The 25343-nt window shown below is 32.2% G+C and carries 24 protein-coding genes; 9 read left to right on the top strand and 15 right to left on the bottom strand.

The annotated features are described in order from the left end of the window. Nucleotide 1 precedes the first annotated feature (1 nt). Nucleotides 2-1093 (bottom strand): hydrogenase formation protein HypD, encoded by a 1092-nt coding sequence (gene hypD, locus ACFQ5N_RS13330; RefSeq protein WP_386810190.1) that lies wholly within the window; start codon nt 1091-1093, stop codon nt 2-4. 2 nt (nt 1094-1095) lie between these two features. Beyond that, nucleotides 1096-3351, bottom strand: a complete 2256-nt coding sequence (hypF, locus tag ACFQ5N_RS13325) for a carbamoyltransferase HypF (RefSeq protein WP_386810189.1) — start codon at nt 3349-3351, stop codon at nt 1096-1098. Between the two features lie 106 nt (nt 3352-3457). On the opposite strand from hypF, the gene ACFQ5N_RS13320 reads away from it, so the two are divergent. The 3 genes from ACFQ5N_RS13320 (at nt 3458) to ACFQ5N_RS13310 (ending at nt 5040) form a co-directional block, all read left to right on the top strand. Then, nucleotides 3458-3799, top strand: coding sequence for a hydrogenase maturation nickel metallochaperone HypA/HybF (locus ACFQ5N_RS13320; RefSeq protein WP_386810187.1), 342 nt, complete (start codon nt 3458-3460; stop codon nt 3797-3799). 11 nt (nt 3800-3810) lie between these two features. Beyond that, a complete protein-coding gene (hypB, locus tag ACFQ5N_RS13315) occupies nt 3811-4599 on the top strand; it encodes a hydrogenase nickel incorporation protein HypB (RefSeq protein WP_386810186.1) in 789 nt (262 codons plus the stop codon). A 186-nt stretch (nt 4600-4785) separates the two neighbouring features. After that, complete coding sequence (locus ACFQ5N_RS13310; protein WP_386810184.1) at nt 4786-5040, top strand: HypC/HybG/HupF family hydrogenase formation chaperone; 255 nt, start codon at nt 4786-4788, stop codon at nt 5038-5040. 48 nt (nt 5041-5088) lie between these two features. Here ACFQ5N_RS13310 and ACFQ5N_RS13305 read toward each other — a convergent pair whose 3' ends face one another. After that, nucleotides 5089-5619, bottom strand: a complete 531-nt coding sequence (locus tag ACFQ5N_RS13305) for a thioredoxin family protein (protein ID WP_386810182.1) — start codon at nt 5617-5619, stop codon at nt 5089-5091. A gap of 4 nt (nt 5620-5623) precedes the next feature. Beyond that, nucleotides 5624-7141 carry a 2,3-bisphosphoglycerate-independent phosphoglycerate mutase gene (gpmI, locus tag ACFQ5N_RS13300; RefSeq protein ID WP_386810180.1) on the bottom strand — a complete coding sequence of 506 codons (1518 nt, stop codon included), beginning with the start codon at nt 7139-7141 and terminating at the stop codon, nt 5624-5626. A gap of 453 nt (nt 7142-7594) precedes the next feature. Between gpmI and ACFQ5N_RS13295 the strand changes: the two genes are divergently transcribed. From ACFQ5N_RS13295 to ACFQ5N_RS13275, 5 genes are all read left to right on the top strand, one after another. Further along, nucleotides 7595-8413 (top strand): prephenate dehydratase, encoded by an 819-nt coding sequence (locus tag ACFQ5N_RS13295; protein ID WP_386810178.1) that lies wholly within the window; start codon nt 7595-7597, stop codon nt 8411-8413. Continuing rightward, nucleotides 8413-9561, top strand: coding sequence for a pyridoxal phosphate-dependent aminotransferase (locus tag ACFQ5N_RS13290; RefSeq protein WP_386810177.1), 1149 nt, complete (start codon nt 8413-8415; stop codon nt 9559-9561). The genes ACFQ5N_RS13295 and ACFQ5N_RS13290 overlap by 1 nt, the downstream gene beginning before the upstream one ends. Nucleotides 9562-9565: 4 nt before the next feature. Continuing rightward, a complete protein-coding gene (locus ACFQ5N_RS13285; RefSeq protein ID WP_386810176.1) occupies nt 9566-10414 on the top strand; it encodes a prephenate dehydrogenase in 849 nt (282 codons plus the stop codon). 47 nt (nt 10415-10461) lie between these two features. Beyond that, nucleotides 10462-11538 carry a chorismate mutase gene (locus ACFQ5N_RS13280; protein WP_386810175.1) on the top strand — a complete coding sequence of 359 codons (1077 nt, stop codon included), beginning with the start codon at nt 10462-10464 and terminating at the stop codon, nt 11536-11538. A gap of 137 nt (nt 11539-11675) precedes the next feature. Then, complete coding sequence (locus ACFQ5N_RS13275; protein WP_386810173.1) at nt 11676-12299, top strand: DUF6134 family protein; 624 nt, start codon at nt 11676-11678, stop codon at nt 12297-12299. Here the strand turns inward: ACFQ5N_RS13275 and ACFQ5N_RS13270 are convergent. The 11 genes from ACFQ5N_RS13270 to nifH form a co-directional block, all read right to left on the bottom strand. Further along, nucleotides 12296-13417 carry a homocitrate synthase/isopropylmalate synthase family protein gene (locus ACFQ5N_RS13270; protein ID WP_386810172.1) on the bottom strand — a complete coding sequence of 374 codons (1122 nt, stop codon included), beginning with the start codon at nt 13415-13417 and terminating at the stop codon, nt 12296-12298. The two genes, ACFQ5N_RS13275 and ACFQ5N_RS13270, sit on opposite strands and share 4 nt — an antisense overlap. 11 nt (nt 13418-13428) lie before the next feature. After that, nucleotides 13429-14157 (bottom strand): sulfite exporter TauE/SafE family protein, encoded by a 729-nt coding sequence (locus ACFQ5N_RS13265; RefSeq protein ID WP_386810170.1) that lies wholly within the window; start codon nt 14155-14157, stop codon nt 13429-13431. Nucleotides 14158-14225: 68 nt separating this feature from the next. Beyond that, a complete protein-coding gene (locus ACFQ5N_RS13260) occupies nt 14226-14534 on the bottom strand; it encodes a (2Fe-2S) ferredoxin domain-containing protein (RefSeq protein WP_386810169.1) in 309 nt (102 codons plus the stop codon). 62 nt (nt 14535-14596) lie between these two features. Continuing rightward, on the bottom strand, nt 14597-15868 hold the full coding sequence (locus ACFQ5N_RS13255; RefSeq protein WP_386810167.1) for a radical SAM protein: 1272 nt from the start codon (nt 15866-15868) through the stop codon (nt 14597-14599). A gap of 63 nt (nt 15869-15931) precedes the next feature. Next, nucleotides 15932-17311: a nitrogenase component 1 gene (locus tag ACFQ5N_RS13250; protein ID WP_386810165.1), complete on the bottom strand. Its 1380-nt coding sequence runs from the start codon at nt 17309-17311 to the stop codon at nt 15932-15934. 1 nt (nt 17312) lies between these two features. Further along, nucleotides 17313-18647 carry a nitrogenase iron-molybdenum cofactor biosynthesis protein NifE gene (nifE, locus tag ACFQ5N_RS13245; RefSeq protein WP_386810164.1) on the bottom strand — a complete coding sequence of 445 codons (1335 nt, stop codon included), beginning with the start codon at nt 18645-18647 and terminating at the stop codon, nt 17313-17315. A 57-nt stretch (nt 18648-18704) separates the two neighbouring features. Next, entirely contained in the window at nt 18705-20087 is a 1383-nt protein-coding gene (gene nifK, locus ACFQ5N_RS13240; protein WP_386810163.1) for a nitrogenase molybdenum-iron protein subunit beta, read from the bottom strand. Nucleotides 20088-20144: 57 nt separating this feature from the next. After that, nucleotides 20145-21773, bottom strand: a complete 1629-nt coding sequence (nifD, locus tag ACFQ5N_RS13235) for a nitrogenase molybdenum-iron protein alpha chain (protein ID WP_386810161.1) — start codon at nt 21771-21773, stop codon at nt 20145-20147. An 18-nt stretch (nt 21774-21791) separates the two neighbouring features. Further along, nucleotides 21792-22169 (bottom strand): P-II family nitrogen regulator, encoded by a 378-nt coding sequence (locus tag ACFQ5N_RS13230; protein WP_386810160.1) that lies wholly within the window; start codon nt 22167-22169, stop codon nt 21792-21794. Nucleotides 22170-22180: 11 nt separating this feature from the next. Beyond that, nucleotides 22181-22507 (bottom strand): P-II family nitrogen regulator, encoded by a 327-nt coding sequence (locus ACFQ5N_RS13225; protein ID WP_386810158.1) that lies wholly within the window; start codon nt 22505-22507, stop codon nt 22181-22183. A 28-nt stretch (nt 22508-22535) separates the two neighbouring features. Continuing rightward, nucleotides 22536-23360: a nitrogenase iron protein gene (nifH, locus tag ACFQ5N_RS13220; protein ID WP_386810156.1), complete on the bottom strand. Its 825-nt coding sequence runs from the start codon at nt 23358-23360 to the stop codon at nt 22536-22538. A gap of 370 nt (nt 23361-23730) precedes the next feature. Between nifH and ACFQ5N_RS13215 the strand changes: the two genes are divergently transcribed. Next, nucleotides 23731-25338: a sigma-54 interaction domain-containing protein gene (locus ACFQ5N_RS13215; protein ID WP_386810154.1), complete on the top strand. Its 1608-nt coding sequence runs from the start codon at nt 23731-23733 to the stop codon at nt 25336-25338. Nucleotides 25339-25343: the final 5 nt, after the last annotated feature.

Below are 25343 nucleotides of genomic sequence, written 5' to 3'. Positions count from 1 at the left end.
ATTAGTCATTTAAATTTGTTGAAAAATGATAATATGCTGCGCAAGCTCCTTCTGAAGAAACCATAGGAGCGCCTAAAGGGTTTGCAGGTTTACAAGTTTTTGCAAACTGGTTACATTCTATTGGTTTTTTAATTCCTTTTAAAATTTCACCAGCAATGCAAGCGTTGTTTTTAGTTTCTTTGTTATGTTGAATATTAAATTTTACAGCTGCATCAAATTTCTTGTAAGCACTTTTAATTACGTAGCCGCTATTTGGAATTTCACCAATGCCACGCCATTCGCGTTTACCAACTTCAAATACTTTTTGAATAGCTTCAATAGCCAATTTATTTCCGTGTTCTTTTACAATGCGCACGTACTGATTTTCTAGTTTGTACTTGCCATTTTCTAACTGTTTTACAGCCATATAAATACCTTGTACTAAGTCTAAAGGTTCAAATCCGGTGACTATAATTGGTATTTTGAATTTAGAAACTAAAGGATAATATTCTTGAATTCCCATAATTGCACACACGTGTCCAGCCGCTAAAAATACATCAATAGTACAAAATTTATCTTCTAAAATTGCTTCCATTGCCGGTGGAACTAATACTTGAGAAGCTAAAATTGAAAAGTTTAAAACAGCTTCTTTTTTAGCTAGTAATACCGATAAGGCGTTTGCAGGAGCCGTAGTTTCAAAACCAACAGCAAAAAACACAACTTCCTTATCTGGATTTTCTTTAGCAACGGAAACAGCTTCAATTGGCGAGTATAAAATGCGTAGGTCTCCACCATGTGTTTTGGCTTCAAGCAAGCTTTTTTTACTACCAGGAACCCGAATCATGTCTCCAAATGAACATACAATTACACCTTGGTTTAGCAATTCAATTGCTTTGTCAATTAAGCTTGCGGGAGTCACACAAACTGGGCAACCAGGTCCATGTATCATCTTAATTTTTTTAGGTAATAATTCTAAAATTCCGTTTTTAACCAAGCTGTGAGTTTGTCCGCCACAAATCTCCATAATGTTCCATTCACGAGTTGTGATTTTGTGAATTTCATCTAAGATTTTCTTAGTGGCTTCTAAATTTCGATATTCACTTAAATATTTCATAGCTAGTTATTAATGTGTAAATAATACATTAATTGTCCAAAAGAAATGTTTTCATCGTTTGGCGATAAATTCTTATGAAAATACAACTTTATTTCTTTAGAAGCTAATTCATATAGCATATCAATTAAGGTTGTGTTTTGAAAAACACCGCCGCTAAAAGCTATTTTTTTATAGTCTTTTTTGGTTGCAAAATTTAAAATGGTTGAAGCTAATGTGTATAAAAAATTACATATAATTTGTTCATTGGTATTTCCGTTTTTAAGATCGTTATAACAGTTGGTTATAATTTCTTTTCCTGAAAATCCTGTTGAATTAGTTTTGCAATATAGTTTGCACTTTTTTAAGTTGTAACTTGAAATTGAATTTTCTAAAAGTATGGCGGCTTCACCTTCATAAGAATTAAAATCAGCAATATTTAGTAATGAGGCAACTGCATCAAATAATCGCCCAACAGAGGAGGTTTTTAGCTTGTTTTTACTTTTTAAATTAGTGTAATTGTTGAGTTCGTTTAAGGTGAATTTTTGTTTTAAAAAAGGAAGCATTTCTTTAGGGGAAATTGCGAATAATGAAACACGTGGTTCTGTTGCCATTTTATCGCCAAATAACCAATCAAAATTTTCTAATTGACCAATTCGTTTTATGGTATTGTTTTCGTAATTAAAAAATTCTCCGCCCCAAATATTTGCGTCATTTCCGTAGCCGGTTCCATCAAAAATTACACCTAATACTTTTTCTTCAAACAAATTATGTTCCCCTAAAATTGCTGTAAAATGTGCCTTATGATGTTGAATTTCTACTGCTTTTGAATTTAATTTCTCTGCTAATTCCTTTCCGTATTGCGTGCTTTGATATAAAGGATGTTTGTCAACTAAAATTACGTTTGGTTGTTGTTCAAAAAGCTGCATAAAATTGTTAGAGGTTTTGCAAAACCGGTTATAAACTTCAAAATTATCGAGGACTCCTAAGTACTGGCTAACATATAAATTTTCATTTGGGTAAAAAGTAATGGTGCTTTTTAAATGTGCACCCATGGCTAGTATTTTTTCCTTAGAATTTAGTGATGTGTTTAAATAATTGGGTGCGTAACCTCGCGAGCGTCTAAACAAAACTTCTTGTTTAAATGTTGTACTAAATTTTACAACAGAATCATCTTGTGGATGTTCAATGGTTAAATTGTGTTGTAAAAAATAATCGGCTACGTTTTTTAGTTTTTCAAAGGCTTCAGTATTATTACTTATAATTGGAGAGCCATGAATATTTCCGCTAGTAGCAATAATTGGAAAACTTAACTCGTTGGCCAATAGTTGTAAAATACCGGTGTACGGAAGCATTACACCTAATTGATTTAGTTTTGGAGCAATTTCAGTTAAAGCTAATTTTCCGGTGTAGTTTTTTAATGAAATAATATTAATTGGCCTTTCAGTAGAAGTTAAAGATTGTAGTTGCTGAGCGTTTAATTGAATTTCATTTTGTAGTTTTTTTAATGAAGGATATAAAACAGCAAAAGGTTTATTTGGCCGGTGTTTTTTAATTCTAAGTTTTTGAATAACTTCACTGTTTTCAGCATGGCAACACAATAAATAGCCGCTTGTGTTTTTAATAGCTATTATTTTTCCTTTGGAAAGTAATTGCGCAATTTCATGAAATATATTGTGTTTTGAAATTGAAATTAATTCACGTTTGTTATTGTATAATTCTAGTTGTATTCCACAAGTTTTACAGCTGTTTGTTTGTGAATGAAATCTTCTATTTAAAGGATTCGTATATTCTTCCAAGCAAGTTTTACACATTTTAAATTTTTCGATACTTGTATTGTTTCGTTCAAAAGGGAAAGTTTGTGTTATTGCCCAACGTGGACCACAGTTTACACAGGTTGTAAAAGGGTAGTGGTAGCGTTTGTTTTTGTTGTTTTCAAGTTCTTTTTTACAATCGTTGCAAATTGCAAAATCGGGTGTTAAAGGAAGGTTTAAGTGTCCATTTTTTTTAGAAGGAATGATTTTAAAATCGTTAAAATAAATGGTTTTAATTTCTTTAAAAGTGTGGTTTTTAATTTTTGAAACCGGAGGAGGAGATGTAATTAATTTTTGATAAAAACATTCTACTGTATCTTTTTTTCCTGAAATATAGATAACAACACCTTGCTCGTTGTTAGAAACCGTACCTTTTAAATTAAATTGAGAAGAAAGCGCATACACATAAGGGCGAAATCCTACACCTTGTACTTGTCCAGTAATAGAGATTTTATATGTTTTTAGCATTTTTAGTTCCTCTTAAATGTGCGTATTAAATTTACGCATTTTATAACTAATATTTATTAATGAATGTAGTTGTATTTTTTTGTAAATTTGATAAGAACCTTGAATTATGCATGAATTATCTATAGCGCTTGGAATAGTAAAAATAGCTGAAGATGAAATAGTTAAGGTAAATGCTAAAAAAGTAATCAAAATAGAATTGGTTGTTGGTGTTTTATCTGGTGTAGAGTTAAACTCTTTGAATTTTGTTTGGAGCTCAGCGGTAAAAAATACGGTGTTAGCAAGTGCTAAAAAAGAAGTAGAAGTGATTGTAGGGAAAGGGAGATGTAAAGATTGTGGAGTGGAATTTGAAATGGAAAACATATATGATGTTTGTCCAAAATGTGGCAGTAATTTTAAAGATATTTTACAAGGTGAAGAATTAAAAGTTAAAACATTAGAAGTCATTTAAAAATAACTATTATGTGTGGAACTTGCGGCTGTGGATCTGATGCAAATGGTCCAACAATTTTAAAACTAGGAGAAGTGCAAAATCAAAAGCATGCTCATCATCATCACCATCATCATCATGACGCTCATTCTCATGAGCACCAACATGCGCACCAGCATCGTGTGTTGGATATTGAGCAGGATATTTTGCATAACAATCAATTATTGGCTGCTAGAAATAGAGGTTATTTTGAAGCTAAAAATATATGTTGTTTGAATTTGGTGAGCTCACCCGGTTCAGGTAAAACATCGCTTTTAGAGAAAACTTTGCAAGATTTAAAGCAAGAGTTCTCTTTTTATGTGATTGAAGGCGACCAGCAAACATTGAATGATGCCAATAGAATTGCAGCGTTAAATGTGCCGGTTGTTCAAATAAATACGGGTAAAGGTTGCCATTTAGAAAGTGATATGGTGTATGATGCTGTGAAGAAATTAGAAATAGAAAATAACGCTATGTTGCTAATTGAAAATGTGGGAAATTTGGTGTGTCCGTCTATGTTTGATTTGGGTGAAAGTAAGCGTGTAGTAATTGTAAGTACTACTGAAGGAGAAGATAAACCTATTAAATATCCTGATATATTTTATACGTCTGATGTTTGTATTATTAATAAAATAGACTTGTTACCTTATGTAGATATTGATGTTGAGAAATTGAAAAATTATGCGCTTCAAGTGAATCCTAATTTACAGTTTTTTGAAGTTTCGGCTACCAATGGAAACGGAATGGATGCTTGGTATAAATGGTTGAAAGAAAATAGATAGAATTTGGTAGTTGAGTTTGGTTGAAATTTTAGAATTGTAAAAATTGAAAGTCATTTTACACTGCTCAATGATTAAATAAAGTTATGTGTTAGCGATTGCAGTGATATCCTTTTTTGAAGTGTAACGTAGAAAAAGATATAACGGAAAGCGCGACCTGAAAGGGAACACCCAAAAAATTATAGAATTATGTGTTTAGCAATTCCAGGGAGATTAATAGCAATTACTTCGCCTCTTGATGAGGTTTTTAGAATGGGTAAAGTTTCGTTTGATGGTGTTGTTAAAGAAGTGAGTTTAGCATTGCTGCCTGAAGCTGTGGTGGGTAATTATGTGTTGGTTCATGTGGGTGCGGCAATTTCGATAATTGATGAAGAAGAAGCAAAGAAAACATTTGACTTGTTAAAACAACTTGACGAATTAAATGATTTGGAAAATGAAGCATAAAAAAAGAGGTTGTGAAAACAACCTCTTTTTAAAAATATGTATAAAATTCTATTCTTGGTAAGAATGTTTGTAAGGTTTTCCGTTTACAATTGCTAAAATATCTGCTTCTACACTTTCTCTTGGATATTCAACAAAACGGCCAATTTCTTCTCCATCTTTATAGAAAATAAAAGTTGGTACACGTTCTATGTCTAGTCCTTTTTGCAGGTTGTCTGGTGTTTTTTTACTTCTATTTACGCAAATCATTTCTAAATTTTGATAATTGAAATTGGTAGCGTCTAATATGTTGTAAAGTATTGGAGTTTGCTCTTGACTGTCTCCACACCAAGTTCCCATAAAAGCTTTTATTGTAACTTTTTGAAGCAAAGGTTTTAAACTGTTTAAAATATCTTGGTTTGGTTTATAATCATTATAACCAACATCAAACCAATCTTCTTTAAAAGGTTCAGTAAGAAAATTTTCTTTGGTAGCAATACCAACTAAATTTCCACTTTTATCTAAAGTAGCCGTTTCTTTTTTGGTTTGAGCAACACAACTTACAGTTAAAACTACAAGTATACTTAATAGAATTTTTTTCATTGAATTATATTAATGAGTGACGTGTCATTGCTGCTGGTTGCTCAATTCCCATTAATTTTAAAATAGTAGGAGCAATATCACCTAAAACACCGTCGTTAATTTCTTTTAAATCTTTATCAACTAAAATAAAAGGAACTGGGTTTGTTGTGTGTGCTGTATGAGGAGATCCGTCAGGATTTTTCATAGTTTCACAGTTACCGTGATCTGCAATTATTAAAGTAGTATAGTCGTTTGCATTTGCTGCTGCAACTACATCTTTAACGCAAGTATCAACCGCTTCACAAGCTTTTATTGCAGCTTCCATAACACCTGTATGTCCAACCATATCTCCATTGGCAAAGTTTAAACATACAAAATCAACATCACCTTTATTTAATTCAGGAATAATTGCATCACGAATATCAAAAGCACTCATTTCTGGTTGTAAATCGTATGTTGCAACTTTTGGTGAAGGGCATAACAATCTGCTTTCTCCTTTAAATTCGCTTTCTTGTCCTCCTGAGAAAAAGAATGTTACGTGCGGGTATTTTTCAGTTTCAGCAATTCTAATTTGTTTTTTGCCTGCTTTTTCTAAAACTTCACCTAAAGTGTCCTTTAAGTTATCAGTGTTATAAATTACGTTGATTCCTTTAAATGAAGCATCGTAATTAGTGATTGTTACGTAATGTAATTTTAAAGGCTCCATTCCGTATTCAGGATATGCTTTTTGAGATAATACTTCTGTTAACTCACGTCCTCTATCTGTTCTGTAGTTAAAGAAAATTACAACATCATCTTCTTTAATTTGAGCTTTTGGCGCTCCGTTTTCATCAGTTACAATAATTGGTTTGATGAATTCATCGGTAACATCATTTTCGTAGTTTACATTCAAGCTTTCTACAGCATTTGTAGATTTTTCACCTGAAGCATTTACAACAGCATCATAAGCAATTTTTATACGTTCCCAACGGTTATCACGATCCATTGCATAGTAACGACCTGTAATTGAAGCTACTTCTCCAGTAGTTTTAGCCATGTGCTCTTCAATGTCATTGATAAAATAGCTACCAGATTTTGGATCAGTGTCTCTACCATCAGTAAAAGCGTGTAAATACACATTTTCTGCATTGTTTTCAGCCGCAACATCTAACAATCCTTTTAGGTGATTAATATGCGAATGAATACCACCGTTTGAAACCAAACCTAATAAGTGAATGTTTTTATTGTTTTCTTTTGCATAGTTTAATGCATCAAGCAATACTTTTTCTTGACCTAATGTTTTGTTTTCAATGGCCATATTAATTCTAACTAGGTTTTGGTAAACAATTCTACCAGCTCCTAAGTTCATATGTCCAACTTCACTATTCCCCATTTGCCCAACAGGTAATCCAACATGTTCACCATCTGTACGTAAACTTGCGTTTGGATATTTATTATATAAACTATCAATGTATGATGTGCTTGCGTTATAAATTGCAGAAACCTCAGGCTCTTGCGTTATTCCCCAGCCATCTAAAATCATTAAAATTACTTTCTTGTTCATTCTAAACTATATTTAATTTTCGAATGCCAAATATACAAAGTATTCATCGTAAGCGCCTTATAATTAGGTCTTAAATTCTTGTGAAATTTACTAAAACGATTTAGAGTGCGGTATCTTGAAGTTTGTATTTTTCTTATTGTTTGTAATATTGTGGTTTTTAGAATATTGCAATATGGAAATAGCAATAAATAAAGGATAAAGCCATTTTTATTTTAAAATTTTGAACAAAAAAATGATAATTGTGTATTTTTTTAAAAATATCTTGTTTTTTTAAAATTAAAATTTACATTTGTTCTTTCAATTATGAATATGATAACAATTAACACTTGGACTAACTTCTTTTTTTACTTTTATTTTAGCAATAAAAGATGAGGCTTTGTATGTGTTAGTTAAACAAAATATAATTTAAAAGTCTCGAAAAATTTCGAGGCTTTTTTTTTGATAAAATTTAGAATGAAAGTAGCAATACAAGGTATAAAAGGATCGTTTCACCACATTGTGGCTGATAATTTTTTTGGCAAAAATATTGATTTGTTAGAGTGTATGTCTTTTTCTGAAATGCCAGAATTACTTAAAGACAATAAAGCTGATGTATTGATAATGGCAATAGAAAACACAATTGCTGGGGCAATATTGCCTAATTATGCATTGATTGACCGATATCAATTAAATATTTGCGGTGAATTTCATTTGCCAATTCAACATAATTTAATGGTACTGAATGGTCAAAAAATTGAAGATATTACTGAAGTATATTCACATCCAATGGCTTTATTGCAATGTCATAAGTTTTTTAAGCAATATCCGCATATTAAACTAATTGAAGATAAAGACACTGCTTCTGTAGCAAAAAGAATTCATGACAATCAGTTAAAAGGAGTAGGGGCAATTGCTAGTGAATTGGCAGCTGAAATTTATGATTTAACTATTTTGGCTTCTTCAATTCAAACAATTAAAGAAAATGCAACGCGTTTTTTTATTTTAAATAATGAAGAAAAAAAGAACGCCGTTTCAGCTAACAAAGCTTCCATAAAATTTATTACCAGTCATGATACAGGAAGTTTAGGTAATGTATTGTCAGTATTGGCTAATTACAATTTAAACCTTTCTAAAATTCAATCAATGCCAGTGATTGAAACTCCTTGGAAATATGCCTTTTTTGCAGATTTTACATTTAAAAGTTATGCAGATTATTTTGATGCAATGCAAGAAATTCAAGATAAGGTAGAGATGTTAAAAGTACTTGGTGAATACACAAAAAGTAAAAGATAATGATACAAAAAGCGGACAGGTTAAGTGATGTAAAAGAATACTATTTCTCAAAAAAATTGAGAGAAGTTGCCGCCTTAAAAAATGAAGGGAAGCCAGTAATTAATATAGCTATTGGAAGCCCAGATTTAGCGCCTTCAGCAAGTGTTGTTGAAGCAATAAAAAATGCTGTTGACGGGCCAAATGCACATCAATATCAAAGTTATCAAGGAACTCCTGCGTTACGTGAAGGTATGCGCAATTTTTATGCTACCAATTATAATGTTGAATTAAATGCAGCTACTGAAATTTTACCTTTAATGGGTTCAAAAGAAGGTATTATGCATATTTCAATGGCCTTTTTAAATAAAGGAGATAAAGTGTTAATTCCTAATCCTGGATACCCAACATATGCATCAGTTACTAAATTGGTAGAGGCTGAACCTGTTTTTTATAATTTAAATGAAAACAGTAATTGGTTGCCAAATTATGAGGAGTTAGAAAAAGAAGATTTAGAAAACGTAAAAATTATGTGGGTAAATTATCCGCATATGCCAACAGGTGCAGTTGCATCAAAAGAAGATTTTGAGCAGTTAATTGCGTTTGCTAAAAAACACAATATTTTGGTGGTAAACGACAATCCTTATAGTTTTATTTTGCATAAAAACCCAATTAGTATTTTGGCTATTGAAGGCGCAAAAGAAATTGCTATTGAATTAAATTCATTAAGTAAAACTTACAATATGGCAGGTTGGCGCGTAGGTATGATTGTGGGTGATGCTGAAATTATTAAAACTGTGTTGCAGGTAAAAAGTAATATGGATTCTGGTATGTTTTTAGGAATTCAAAAAGGTGCTGTTGAGGCTTTAAAATTATCAAATGAATGGTTTGAGAGTTTAAATGAAATTTACTTAAAACGAAGAACTATTGTTTGGAAAATATTTGATGCATTAAATTGTACTTACGATAAAACAATAGGAGGATTATTTGTTTGGGCTAAAATTCCAGCAGGAATTTCTTCCGAAGAAATTACAGATAAATTATTGTATGAAAAAGATGTGTTTATAACGCCAGGAACTATTTTTGGGTCAAACGGAGAAGGCTATATAAGAGCTTCACTTTGTGTTACTGAAGAAGTTTTGAATGAAGTTTTAAGCCGTTTAAATAACTAAAATAATGGAAAAATTAGTAGTTATTGGTTTAGGTTTAATTGGAGGTTCATTGGCCTTAGATTTAAAACTAAGAATGAATTTTAAAGTGGTTGGAGTAGATCAAAACCCAGCGCACGTTAAAAAAGCCTTAGAATTAGGGTTTATTGATGAAGAAGGTAGTTTAGATGATTTGTCATACGCTTCAGTAGTTATAATTGCGGTGCCAGTAAATGTAATTGGAGAAGTTTCAAAACAAGTACTAAATGTAATTGGGAAAGACACCTTGGTTTTTGATGTTGGTTCAGTAAAAAATGAAATTTGTAAAGCCGTAGAACAGCATCCAAAACGTAAAAATTTTGTAGCTGCGCACCCAATGGCTGGTACAGAGTTTTCAGGACCAGAAGCTGCGATATTGAATTTGTTTGATGATAAAGTAAATATTATTTGTGAAGCTGATAAAACAGATTGGCGTATTTTAGATCACGCTATAAGTTTGTTTAAACAGTTGAATATGCATATAAAAATGATGAATCCTGTTGAACATGATAGGCATATTGCTTATGTTTCACATTTGTCGCACGTAAGTTCTTTTATGCTTGGTAAAACAGTATTGGAAATTGAAAAAAACGAAGAGGCAATTTTTGATATGGCAAGTACTGGTTTTGCTTCAACAGTGCGTTTGGCAAAAAGTTCATCAAGTACTTGGACACCTATTTTTTTAGAAAATAAAGAGAATTTAATTAAGTCTTTAAATGAATATATTAAAAACTTAAAAGAGTTTAAAAAAATGGTTGAAGATGATGATGCTAAAGGTTTAAATGATACTATGGATGGTACCAATTATATTAAAACAGTATTAAACGGAATTAAATAAGATAGATAGTTAAAAATATTAAAAATAAAAACACAACTAAATTTAAGATGGAGATTACAAAAGAAAACAGAAAGTGGTTAGATGATATGGGGTTAGATCACCCTCTTGTTATTGCAGGACCTTGTAGTGCAGAAACTGAAGAGCAAGTTTTAAAAACAGCTCATTTATTAAAAGATACAGATACAAATGTATTTAGAGCAGGTATTTGGAAACCAAGAACAAGACCAGGAGGTTTTGAAGGTGTTGGTGGAATAGGATTGCCATGGTTACAAAGAGTTCGTGAAGAAACTGGAATGAAAATTACAACGGAAGTTGGAAATGCAAACCACGTAGAGTTAGCTTTAAAAGCAGATGTTGATATTTTATGGATTGGAGCAAGAACAACAGTAAACCCATTTGCAGTTCAAGAAATTGCAGATGCTTTAAAAGGTGTTAAAAAACCAGTATTAGTTAAAAATCCAGTAAACCCAGATTTAGCTTTATGGTTAGGTGGTGTTGAGCGTTTTAAATCTGCAGGTATAGATCAATTAGGTGTAATTCATAGAGGATTTTCAGCATATAATACAGGTCATTACAGAAATAAACCAAAATGGAAAATTGCAATTGAGTTAAAGAAAAACTTTCCAAATTTACCTTTAATTTTAGATCCTTCACATATTTGTGGTAGAAGAGATACTATTTTAGATGTTTCTCAAACAGCTTTAGATTTAAATTTTGATGGTTTAATGGTTGAAACTCATATTGATCCAGATAATGCTTGGAGTGATGCAGCACAACAAATTACACCGGCAAGATTAGATGAAATAACAAAAGAATTAAAGATTCGTCAAAAAAGTAGTTCTAAAGAAAGTTTCCAAAGTAAATTAAATTTATACCGTAAAGAGTTAGATTTAATTGATAGTAATATTATTGATATTTTAGGAGATAGAATGAGTGTTGCTGAAAATATTGGAAAATTAAAGCATAAAGAAAATGTTGCTATTTTACAAAGCGGTCGTTGGTCTGAAATCTTAAATGCAATGGTTGAAACTGGAGTAGAAAAAGGATTAAGCAAAGAGTTTGTTGAAGAGGTATTTAAAGCTATTCACGTTGAATCTATTAATATTCAACACAAAACAAAGTAATAGTATTACAATATTCCTATTTTAAATCCTTCTTGAAATTTTAAATTTTGGGAAGGTTTTTTTTTATAGCGTTGTATTTTAGATGTTTACAATAAATTCAGTAACTTCGAACGGTTATCTTGTTTTTATAAATACTCATGATTTTTCAAAAAATCAAATTTTTAATTTTTCTACTATTATGTGGTTTGTCTTGTTTTGCGCAAGATCAACATAAATTGGCTGTTTACAACATTCGTGCAATGGGTATGAATATTGGAACAATTACAGTGCAAGAAAAAATTGAGGGTGAAAATTTATTTGTAGAGGCAACAAGTGATGTAGAAGTTTGCCTAATTTTTAAAATTAGAGCTAAGTATATGCAATCAAGTAGGTATAGAAACGGTGTGCTGCAAGAATCTTTATTAAAAACCTATAAAAGAGGTAAGTTAAATTCTACTACGCGCCTTGCAATTAATGATAATGGTTATATTATGGATAAAGATGGAAAGATATCTCAAATAAATGATGTAATTAATTATAGTGGTAGTTCTTTGTGGTTTCACGAGCCAAAAGAAGGTGCTTCTATGTATTTTGAAATTAGCGGAGAAAAAGCAATAGTAAAACTTATTTCACCGCATAAATATTCTATAAAACATCCAAATAATGGAAATAAAAATGAATATACGTTTAAAAAAGGCATATTAAAAAATGCACTTATTAAACACAGTTTGGCAAATGTGTATTTAAGTTTGCAAGAAGTTACAGAAAGCGTACCTAATTAACTGTTGGCTAAATATATTTGCATTAAATCAATTTCAGTAAGTGGTCTTTTCCAAGAAGAGGCACTTTCTTTTACTAAATTCAATATTTGTTGAATTCTTTGATCGTCTAGCAATAAGTTTTTCTCCTTAAAGAAATGATGTATTGATGCTTTACCTGAATGTTTTCCAAAACAAAATGCTGTTTTTTCAGTGTCAACACCAAAGTCTGAAGGATTGATAAATTGATATGATTTTTTGTTTTTAAGAATTGCTGAGGTGTGTATACCAGATTCGTGTGTGTGTACTTTTTCTCCAATAAGTGGTTTGTTTAAAGCTAATTTAACCTTTGCAATATCAGCTACAAAATTACAAAGTGTTGAAACTATTTCGCCATTGTATGCTACACTGTTTTCTTTGTAAATAAAATAAGCTATCAACTCTTCTAAAACAGAATTCCCTGCTCTTTCACCCAAACCATTTACTGTTGCACTTAAGCATTTTGCTCCAGATTTATAGGCTGTAATAGCGTTTGCAGTTGCCATTCCTAAATCGTTATGCCCGTGAAATTCAAATTCCATATTTGGAAAATGAGAAGATAAATTTAAAAATAATTCTTGTATTTCTAATGGACTTGAGATTCCAACAGTATCAGCAATACGAATCCTATTTGCTCCAAATTCTTTTGCTAAAGAAATATATTCGTGTAAAAATTGAATGTTTGCCCTTGTAGCATCTTGTGCGCCTACAGTAACGTGATTAAAATAACTACAAGCATACATTGTTGTTTTCTTTAATTCTGAAAGTACCCAATCTCGTGATCTTCCTAAAGTATTTATTTGAATATCTGAAACAGGTAATGAAATGTTTATTGAAGTAGTTTTTAGTGTTGAAGCTTCTTTAATATCATTCATATTTGCTCTACACCAACTTGAGGTTTTGTATGAAAATCCTTCCGATGCAATTGCTTTAATAATTTTCTTTTCTTCATTGCTAATTGCTGGAGTTCCAATTTCAACTTCATCAACACCCATTTCTTCAAGCATATAGGCAATTTTCATTTTTTCTTTTTTTGAAAAAACTACACCAGGTGCTTGTTCACCATCACGTAAGGTTGTGTCTATAATATAAGGTTCAATCATAAAAAATAATATTATACAAAGAATAATTTAAAACTAGCCATTACTAAAACAGAAGCTAAAACATAGCGTAATGTGCTTAGTGAGAATTTAAAACTTCCAGACCATGAGCCAAGAAAACCACCAATTAACGCAACCAATATCCAAGGAATTATCATGGAAGATAAATGAACGCCCGAACTTAAAGTTCCTAACAATCCGGTTGCTGAATTTAGCCAAATAAACCCTGCAGAAATAGTAGCTGCTTCTTTTAAATTAGCCCATCCAAAAACAATTAACAGCGGACTTAAAATAATTCCGCCTCCAATTCCAATCATTCCAGAGAAAAAGCCAACAATAAAACCAACCGTTATTCCTATTAGCATATTTGGAGCTATTAAAGGTTTATTTTTTTTGTTTTTTACAGGAATCAACATTCTAGCAACTGCAATTAAAAGGCAAAAACCTAGTGATATTTTATAGATAGAAGGATCTATTGTAAGTTTTGCACCTAAAAAGGCTGCTGGCATAGAGCCAATAATAAATGGAAGTAAGATTTTCCATTTAAAATAACCTCCTTTGTAATAACTGTAAAATGCAATACCTGCAACAAATAAGTTTAAAATTAATGCTGATGATCTCATGGTAATTGCTTCAATACCAAACATAGCCATTAGCGCTAAATATCCACTGGCTCCACCGTGACCAATAGAGGCGTATAAAAAGGCAACAATAAACAAAGTAATTATAAAAAATAGTTCCATATTTTAAAATTATTTAAAGTGAATGTAAAATTTCTGCACTTAACGCTGCAGGCTTTAGATGTGCAGTTTTAATCGGATATCAAATATTCTTCAACAGCTTCATTTTCTTCTAAAGCATCTAAAATTTCATCTATTGTGTCTTCGTCAGTAACACCTCCGTACCAATAATTATTGGGTTGAACAATAATAACTGGGCCTTGTGGACAAATGTTTAAGCAGGCTGTTGTGGTTACGGCAACATCTAAACCTCTGTCAGCTGCTTCTTCTGAAATATATTGTATTAAATCTGAGGATCCACGTTTAAGGCAAGTGCCTTTTGCTTCTCCAACCATTCTATAAGAATTGCATAAAAGTATTAAGTAATCTGGCTTTTTCATGGTGTGTTAAATTGTTTTGAGTGAATAAAAAATAATAAAATTTTAAGCTGTGCGGATTACTATTAACCGCATCCCATTGCGTTTCCTCCGCAACCAGTTCCGCATTTTGATAAGGTTGTTTTTACAACTGATTTTAGTTTTTTCCCTTTGTAGACAGCTTCTAAACCATCTTCAATTAATCCTGACATTTCTAATACTGCAATTCCTACTTTTTGAAGTAAATCAACAGGTTTTTGACCAACGCCATTCACCAAAATATACGAACAGTCATTCAATGTTTTTGCTAAGTTTATCCAACGTAAATCGCCACTTCCTTTTGCTGGAGCAAAGCGTCTTTCAACCAATTCATATCCAGTTTTAGTTTGTTTGTAAATAAGGAAATCTTTTGCTTCTCCTAAGTGTTTGTTAATCATTAATCCTTCATAACTTGCAACTGCTACGTGTGGTTTTGTTTTGTCTACGGCCGTTGGCATTGCTGCATATTCTTCAATTAATTTGTAAGCATCCATATTGTCATTTCCTAACATACCTGCAGCATCAGCTCTACAGCGTGAGCAATGTGTCATTGGTTTTATATGTTTACGAACAGCCCTGTAACTGTCTCTAATTAATTGACTGCTTGGTTTTTCAAGATCAGCAAATTCAGTATCTTCTGTAGGGATTAAAGGAATGCAATTCATTGTTGCTGCTCCTAATTCTCCTACAATTTGAGCAACTTCTTCTATCTCTGTGTCATTTACACCTGGAATAAGTACGGTGTTTATTTTAACCGTAATATTTTTAGCTACTAAAGCTTTTAAGGCTTCAGTTTGTTGTTCTAGCATTAATTGTGCAGCAGCAACACCTCTGTACATTTTTTTATTGAAACGTGCCCAGTTGTATATTTTGGCTAGCGTTTCTAATCTAAAACTGTTGATTGTTATAGTTACGTGAGTTACATCTAATTCAGCGATTTGATCTACGTATGGTAATAGGTTTAACCCATTTGATGAAAGACAAAATATTTTGTCTGGGAATTCGTCTTTTATCAATCGTATAGCTTCAAAAGTTTTTTCAGGTTGAGCAAATGCATCTCCAGGACCTGCAATTCCAATAGTTGAAATGTTGTCAATTTTTTGTGAAATAGCTTTTATATATTGAAGTGATTGTTCAGGTGTTAAAATAGAGCTTGTTACTCCAGGTCTACTTTCATTTACACAATCGTATTTTCTATTGCAATAACCACATTGAACATTACATTGTGGGGCAACTGGGATATGAACTCGTGCGTATTTTCCTTTTGCTTCTTTATCAAAACAAGGGTGTGTTTTGCTTAATGGGTTTGTATTTTCCATGTAATATTGTTTTGTAGTTAGGTATTCTATGTTTTTTTATAATCTCTTTTTGTAACTTAATGGTTACATGTATTTGTATCCAACGGGTGAATTGTCTTGCATTTGTTGAATTAGTGTGTTTGCAATTAAATCAAACAAGGCTTGGGTTCCTTCGTAACCAATATGTTTTATTCTTGAACCGCCTAATCTGTCATGAATTGGGAAACCAACTCTTGCAAGTGGTATTCCTAGTTCACGAGCAATGTAATAGCCTTTACTATTTCCAATAATAATGTCTGGTTTTAGTTCTTTGCAGGTTTCTGCAATTTCTTCAAAATCAAAATTATCATTGATGTTGATTGTGTGTTTTGGATTTACTTTTTCTTGAATTACTTTTTTTAATAAACCACTGCTTCCGCCAGAAGCGCATAAAACAGTTTCAATACCAATTTCTTCTAAAAACGAAATCATAGCAATTACAAAATCTTCTTCACCATAAACAACGGCCTTTTTTCCGAAGACATATTTATGACCATCTACATAGGCGTCTATTAGTTTTCCGCGTTGCTTTCTGTATTTCTCAGGTGTTTCTTTTTTTGAAATACTTTCTAAAGTTTCAAAAAAGGCATCAGTAGCTTTAATTCCAATAGGAATGTTTAAATTTATTCTAGGTACATCAAAAGTAGATTCTAAATATTCAGCTGCAGTTTGTGATTTTGAATTTGATTTGTTTAAAACATATCCAAATTCAATAGATGCTTTTGAATTTGCTGTTTGTTGCAATTCTTCTATTGTTGTTCCGCCTTTTGGTAGCTTTTCGTATTCTCCTGTGTATTCATTATCTAATATATCTGAATAGTCAGGTGTCATTATTGTTTTTAAACCTATATCAGTGAAAATTTGTTTTAAATGTTGTAGGTCTGCAGGAGATAAAAAACCAGGAAATATATTAATGTTTTGTGTTGTTGTACCTGAAGTTGCAAATGCATTTACAAGTGCCCAAACAGCGTCATGAAAACCGTTTACATGTGTTCCCATAAAACTTGGTGTGTTTACAAAAACGAGTTCAGGAAGCGTTTCATCTTCTTTATTGTCCAATTTATACTTGTGCAGTATTTTTCGCATATCATCACCAATTACTTCGCTAAGGCAAGTTGTTGCAATTCCTATAATTTTAGGATTGTATTGTTTGGTAACATTTTTTAATGCGATAAATAGGTTTTTTTCACCTCCAAAAATGGCTGTTTCTTCGGTGAAATTTGTTGAAGCAATATCTACAGGCTCTTTGTAATGACTAATTAAATACCTTCTTATATAAGTTGCGCAACCTTGTGATCCATGGATAAGTGGTACGCAGCCTTCAATTCCTTTAAAAACAATACTTCCACCAAGTGGCGTGCAAACTTTACATGCGTTTCTTGTTGAAGTGAATGCTTTGTCTTTATGTTCTATTGCTTTCTCCATATTACTTGATTTTTGTGAATTGAAATACTGGGCTCATTGCCGTTGCGTAAATTTCTTTTGCAAAATTTAGCATTCCTAAATATCCTGCTAATGCAAGTTTACGTTCGTGGTTATGGTCGCAAAAACCTAAACCTAGTTTAAAGGCTATTGGTCTTTCTTTAACGCCTCCAATTAAAATATCGGCTTTTGTTTCTTTTACAAATTGTGTTAATTCTAAAGGGTTTGTATCGTCAACCAATATTGTACCCTCATCACTTAGGTTTTTCATAGTTAAGTAGTCTTCTTTATTTCCTGTTTGAGATCCAACAACTACTGTTTTTACACCAATCATTCGTAAAGCTTTTATTAATGAAATTGCTTTAAAAGCACCACCAACATAAATAGCTGCTTTTTTTCCTGTTAAAGCTTTTTTGTAAAATTCTAGTTTTGGCAATAAATCACTTACTTCAGTTCTAACCAATTCAATAGCTTTATCCATCATTTCTTTGTTGTTGAAAAAACGAGCAATGCTATAAAGAGCTTCAGACATGTCTTCAATTCCAAAATATGAAACTCTCATATTTGGGATTTGATATTTTTCTTCCATTTGCATGGCTAAATTGCTCATTGAACCAGAACATTGCACAATATTTAAGGCGGCTTTATGAGATTGGCGAATATCATCTACACGTCCATCACCAGTGATGGTTGAAACTATGTGAACTCCCATTTTTTCGTAATAGTCACGTAGTAAGTATAATTCACCAGCCAAATTAAAATCTCCAATTATATTTATGCTGTTTGGAATAGTTTCGGCTGTTCCTTTTGTGCCAACCAGTTTCATTAAAGTGTCACAAGCGACTTTATAACCATCTTTCTTTGTTCCTGCAAAACCTGGAGCTTGAACAGTAAGTACATCAATACCTGTTATGTTGCTTACAGTTTTACATACGCTTTCAACATCATCACCAATTAAATCAACAATACAAGTTGAATAAACAAAAGCAGCTTTTGGGTTGTATTCTTCAATTAATTCAATGAGTGCGTTTTTTAAGGTTTTTTCTCCCCCAAAAACTACTTGTTTTTCTTTTATGTCTGTTGAAAAGCTTAATCTGTGTATTTGTGGACCAGAAGAAAGGGCACCTCTAATATCCCAAGTGTATGCCGCACATCCAATAGGTCCGTGTACTAAGTGTAGTGCATCAGCAATTGGGTATAATACAACTCTAGAGCCGCAAAATACGCAAGCTCTTTGGCTTACGGATCCTGCTAGGCTAGACTTGTCACAACTTAATTCATGTGAATCTGTTCCTTTTGTCAGTACGTGGTTTTTTCGGTCTTTAAGTATAGATTCCATGAGTTTAATTTTAAGTTATATGTTCATTTGTATTAATTTTTGTTTTATTTGAAGGTATTACATTACCAATTCAAATTCTCTTTCAGGGCTATCTAAATCCTGTTTGTCCATGATTAGATCTAATATTTTTTCTAATATTCTTAATCCTCCCATATAACCTAAAGTTGGGAAATAAGAGTGTCCTACACGATCAAGAATTGGGAATCCCATTCTTAAAAAAGGAATGTTTTCATCTCTTGAAATGTACTTTCCGTAAGTGTTACCAATTAGTAAATCAACACCTTCGTTTTTAATCCATTGGTGTAATAAATACATATCAGCTCCTTTTCCGTTTTGGAACTTAGCTTCAGGTACAACAGGTAAAAGCATTTCTTCTAACTTTTCTTGCATTTTTTTTCCAGGTGTTCCTGAAACGATATAGACAGGTTTCATGTTCATATCTAAAAGGAACTCTACTAAAGGAATTAATTGATCTGGATCTCCAAATAAAGCAACACGCTTTCCGTTTAGGTATTGTTGCATATCAGTAATCATATCTACTAATTTTCCTCTTTCTGTAGTAATTTCGTCTGGAATTGCAACTTCAGCAAGTTTTGATAATTCCATTATAAAACGGTCTGTTGCTCTTACTCCAATTGGAAGGTCTGTAGCTTCAAAAGGTACTTTGCATTTGTTCTCTAATTTAATTGCAGCATCTTTAGTTGCCCATTCTCCAAAAGCTAATGAAGCTTTACTATCACCTGCAGCAATTAAATCTGGAATTTTAGCACCTCCTTTTGGGTACATTTGGTAAGTTCCTGTTTGTGGAGTATCTACAACGTCTGATGTGTCAGGAAACATGGTGAAATTAGCTCCCATTAAAGTTGCTAATCTTTTTACCTCTTTCATGTCTGAAGGTTCTACCCATCCAGAAATTAAATTGATTTTATCATTTGTTTTCCCTGTAGATTCTGATAGGCATTTTACAATACCGCTTACCATATTAGAATATCCTGTAACGTGAGAACCTACATAACTTGGTGTGTTGCAAAAAATAACGTGCTTTCCTTCAGGTATTTTTCCATTGTCTTTTGCTTTCTCAGTAATTTGTTTAAGGTCATCTCCAATAGTTTCAGATAAACAAGTTGAATGAACTGCAATTATTTCTGGTTCGTAAATAGTGAAAATATTATCAATTGCTTGAACAAGGTTTGCTTGCCCACCAAATACTGAAGAACCTTCAGTAAATGAACTTGTTGCTGCCATAATTGGTTCTTTGTAGTGACGTGTAAGTGCACTACGGTGGTATGAGCAGCAACCTTGTGAACCGTGACTGTGTGGTAAGCAACCGTGGATACCAAGAGCAGCATACATAGCCCCAACTGGTTGGCAAGTTTTAGCTGGGTTAATAGTTAATGCCTTCCTTTCTTTTATATCTTTTGTGGTATGTCTTAATAGCATAATGTCTTTAATTTAAAGTTTATAAAATGTTTTTTGTAAATGGTTTTAAACCAGTTTTTAGGCTGTATGAGCCAATTTTGCGACTAATTCTGGTTCGTTTTTCCATGGTGGTGGAATTAATCCCCAAATTTTAGTGTTTACCATTTGATCAATATCTTTATAAAAATTAACAGCACCTTTAAAGCCTGCATATGGACCACCGTAATCATAACTATGAAGTTGTTTTAATGGTACTCCATATTTTTGAATAACATATTTTTCTTTAATACCTGCACCAATAATATCTGGTTTGTAGTATTCAATTAGTTTTTCGGTTTCCCAGTGTGAAATATCATCAATAACTAAACTATTTTTTTCCATGTCTGGCATCATTCCGTCATATTCAGAAAAACCAAACCCTTCATTTTCAAGCGCTGTTTTTTTGTCAACTAAATCTTGTCTCCAAAAAGTTTCATCTTTTACAATATCAAGTTCTTCAATATTTCTACTGTCGGCGTCAATTTTTATACTATCTATAACTTTTCTTCCTTCGTAGTCATCTCGGTGACCAAATTCATACCCTGCAGAGATGGTACGCATACCAATTTCGCCAAATAACTCTTGGTAATGGTGCGCTCTAGATCCACCAACATACATCATACATAATTTGCCTTCTGTTCTACTTTTTACATCTTCAATAGTAGCTTTTACTTCAAGCATTTCACGCTCAATAATTTCTTCAGTTTTTGCAATTAACTCTTCATCTTCAAAATATTCAGCAATTTTCCTCAATGATTTTGCTGTTGCATCAGCTCCAATAAAGTTTATTTTTATCCAAGGAATACCGTGCTTTTTCTCAAGCATTTCAGCAATGTAATTGATAGATCTGTGACACATTACGGCGTTTAAATCGGCCATGTGAGCATTTTCAAACTGACTAATTGTTGAGTTACCACTAAATGTTGAAACAAGTGTGATGCCCATTTCTTCAAAGTATTTTTCAAGTACAAATGAGTCTCCACCAATATTGTATTCTCCAAGTAAGTTTATTTTAAATTTCCCACCTGGGTCAGTATCATTTAAACCAACTACGTGTTTAAATATTCCGTTGTTTGCAATATGGTGTCCTGCAGATTGGCTAACTCCTTTGTAACCTTCACAGCTAAATCCAAAGATATTTATACCTAATTCTTCTTTCATTTTTCTTGAAACTGCGTGTACATCATCTCCAATTAATCCAATAGGACACGTTGAGAAAACACCAATAGAATGTGGTTTAAATATTTCATAAGCTTCTCTAATGGCAGCTTCTAATTTTTTTTCTCCTCCAAATACAATATTTGTATCCTGCATGTCTGTTGAGAAGCAGTAATTCATGTAGTTTTCTCCGTCAGGTCCTGGATCTGTTTGGTTTCTTCTTGTTAGCCAAGCGTAAAATGAGCAGCCTATTGGTCCGTGAACAATATTTATTATGTCACGTGTTGGGCCTAATATTACTCCTTTACAACCGGCATAACAACAACCTCTTTGTGTAATTATTCCTGGGATAGTTCTAATGTTTGACTGAATTTCTTGGTCAATTTCAGGGTCATTTGAAACTAATGATTTTGCTCTTTTTTTGGCTACCTTTTTAGGGTATTTATCTAATATTTCCTCAATCAATTCTGAAGTGTCTGGAAATATATTGGGTTTATTATCTTTAGACATATTTTTTCGTTTTTACAGTTAATCTAATACACTATCTCCAAATTCACCAGTACGTATACTTAGCGCTTCTGTGCTAGGTAGAACAAATATTTTTCCATCACCTGGAGCATTTGTTCTGTTTGAGTTCATAATTTCTTGTACGGCTGTTTTAACTTTTGAATCGGCTACTGTAAGCGTGATCATACGGTGTAGTCTAAGTCTTGGTTCAGGACCTAATAGTGCAATAGCTTCTGGTTGATTGTTTTTAACACCTTCCATAACTTCAGCATCCCATTTTCCTTTACCACGACCATATACTTGACCGGTAGCAGTAAATGAAGGTAAGCCAGCGTTAGAAAGTGCTTCCTTTGTTTTATTCATTGTATGAATTCGTAGAATGGCTATAATTGTCTTCATTGTTTATGGGTTTAAAGTTCTTTAGTACCTCGACTTATAGTGTATGCTTCTTCAACAGGGCTTACAAATATTTTTCCATCTCCAAAAGCTCCTTTTTCTCCTGTTCTAGCAGCTTCCATAATTGTTTTTATAGGGAAGTCTTTATCTTCGTCCTTTACAACAATCATTAATAAATCTTTTGGTATTTCATCGTATGTAATGTCTCCTATTTTAATTCCGCGTTGTTTACCACGTCCTACAACTGGTACTTTTGTAACAGCAACGTATCCTGCTTCAAATAAGGCTTTGATAACTGTTGCAGATTTTTCGGATCTTACAATGGCTCTAATTAATTGCATATTGATATTTTTTAATGATTAGTGTTGTTTAATTTAAAATTCCGAATTCAATTAAAAGGCCTTCCAATTCTTCAATTTCTAAAGGAGTTGGAACTACAAACATTTTATTTTGGTCAATTTTTTGAGCTAATTGTCTGTATTCTTCAGCTTGTGGGTGTTCAGGAGCATATTCAATTACTGTTTTTCTGTGAATCTCAGCTTTTTGAACCATATTGTCTCTTGGTACAAAATGAATCATTTGTGTTCCTAATTTTTTTGCTAATTCTTCAATCATTTGTCTTTCATTATCAACTAAACGACTGTTACAAATTAGTCCACCTAAACGTACAGCACCTGCCTGAGCAAATTTTACAATACCTTTACAAATGTTATTAGCAGCATACATTGCCATCATTTCTCCTGAAACTACAATGTAGATTTCTTCTGCTTTACCATCTCTAATTGGCATTGCAAAACCACCACAAACTACGTCACCAAGTACATCGTAAAAAGCATAGTCTAAGCACTTGTCTTCTTCATATGCACCTAATTGTTCAAGCATGTTAATTGAAGTAATAATACCACGACCTGCACAACCTACTCCAGGTTCTGGTCCGCCAGACTCAGTACAGCTTGTATTTCCATAACCAGGTTTTACAATGTCATCAAAAACTACATCTTCACCTTCTTCTCGTAAAGTGTCAAGAACTGTTTTTTGTGCTAAACCGCCTAGTAGAAGTCTTGTTGAATCAGCTTTAGGATCACATCCTACTACCATTATTTTTTTTCCCATTGCAGCTAAACCTGCCACTGTGTTTTGTGTAGTAGTTGATTTTCCAATACCACCTTTTCCGTAAATTGCTATTTTTCTCATAAGTAAAATTATTTAATGAATATTTGATTTTCATTTTTCATTTACTGTGCCATTAAAAATAGATTTGGCAAGAAAAAGTATTTAAGGTGTGTGTAAGTGTCTTTTTATCAGGTGATTAAAAAATAATATTTTATTTTTTTGAAAATTGTAATTTTTTAAAAGATTACATAAATGTAAAATAATTTAGGTGTTTTTACAAAAACGGAAATTATTGAATAGTTAATGATTTTCATTTTTCAATGAATAAAAACTTCAACTAATACGTTTTCGTTATTTAAAATCTCATATTTTATTGATTTTATTGAAAATAATGTAATTTTGATTTGTTGCATATTAGTGCTGAAGGAGAAATTTAAAAGGTTTGATACCTATGTCTACACAATTAAAAAATACAGTTAAGGACGGATTTAAAAGTCATTATTGCCACAAAGCCGATAGGTTTTGCAAGGGTGATACTGAGCTACCTTTATTATTTGAAATTAGTACAATGATTAATAATAGTAGGTTTATTAAAGATACAATGGAGCCTATTATGGAGTTGGTTGGTAGGTATTTAGATGCAGAACGTTGTATGTTATCTATTTTAAATAGAGAGGTTTCAAAAATATTACTTGAGGCATCGTATGGTGTTTCGTTTGATAGGAAAAAAGAGAGTAGGTATTTGGTAGGTGAAGGTATTACCGGAAATGTTGTGAAAACTGGAAAACCTATTTTTATTGATAAAATTGAAGGAGCTCATGGTTTTGTAAATAAAACTAAAATGGAGCTTAAAACTAAAAGCAAGAAAGATATTTCATTTATAATAGTTCCTATCACTGTTAATTTTGAAATTGTTGGTACACTGAGTATTTCTAGAGTTTATGATAAACGCGTAAATAAAGATGAACTGATACGAATTCTTACAGTTATTGGTTCTATGATTGCCCAAGCAGTGCGTGTACGACAAGATAGAATTGAAGAGGTTGAGCGTTTAAAAAGTGAAAATCAAAAATTGCATTTAGAGTTAGAGAATAGGTTTTCTTATGAAAATATTATAGGAAATTGCTCTAAATTAAGAGAAGTGTTTAAACAAATAGAGCAAGTTTCAACAACGCTTGCAACGGTATTAATAAGAGGTGAAAGTGGTGTGGGTAAAGAATTAATTGCTGATGCTATTCATTATAAAAGCAACCGAGCTTCAAAACCATTTGTAAAAATAAATTGTGCTGCCTTACCAGAGACATTAATTGAGAGCGAACTTTTTGGTCACGAAAAAGGAGCTTTTACTGGTGCTTCAGATATGAAAAAAGGTAGGTTTGAATTGGCTGAAGGAGGAACCATATTTATTGATGAGATTGGGGAACTTTCTGCGCATATGCAAATTAAATTGTTACGGGTTCTTCAAGAAAAAGAATTTGAAAGATTAGGAGGTTCAAAAACTATAAAATGCGATGTTAGAATAATTACGGCTACAAATAGAAATTTAGAAAATGCGATTATAGATGATGCATTTAGAGAAGATTTATATTATCGTTTAAATGTTTTTCCTATTTATATGCCTGCTTTACGTGAAAGATTAAATGATATTCCGTTATTGGTTGATCACTTTATTCAAAAAACAAATAAAAAAAATGGAACAAATATTATTCGTGTAGCTTCTTCAGCAATTGATGCTTTAATGGTGTACCATTGGCCAGGAAATATACGTGAATTAGAAAACTGTATTGAGCGAGCTGCTATTATTAGTGCAGACCAAGTAATACGAGTAGAAAATTTGCCACCTACACTGCAAACAGCAGAATCATCAAGTACCTTGCGAAAAGGTTCTCTTCAAATAATTGTAGAAAAAGTTGAAAAGCAATTAATTATAGATTGTTTGATAGTTAAAAAAGGAAATGTGGTACAAGCAGCAAAAGAATTGGGAATTTCAAATCGTAAATTAGGTTTAAGAATTGAAAAATATGAAATTGAAACATCTAAATACAAGGTTAAAAAATAATATTG

It is taken from the genome of Lutibacter holmesii (assembly GCF_042679665.1).
GTDB classification, from domain to species: Bacteria; Bacteroidota; Bacteroidia; order Flavobacteriales; family Flavobacteriaceae; genus Lutibacter; species Lutibacter holmesii.
The sequence above is the reverse complement of the archived record's forward strand: the minus strand, read 5'-3'. Positions and strand labels throughout refer to the sequence as shown.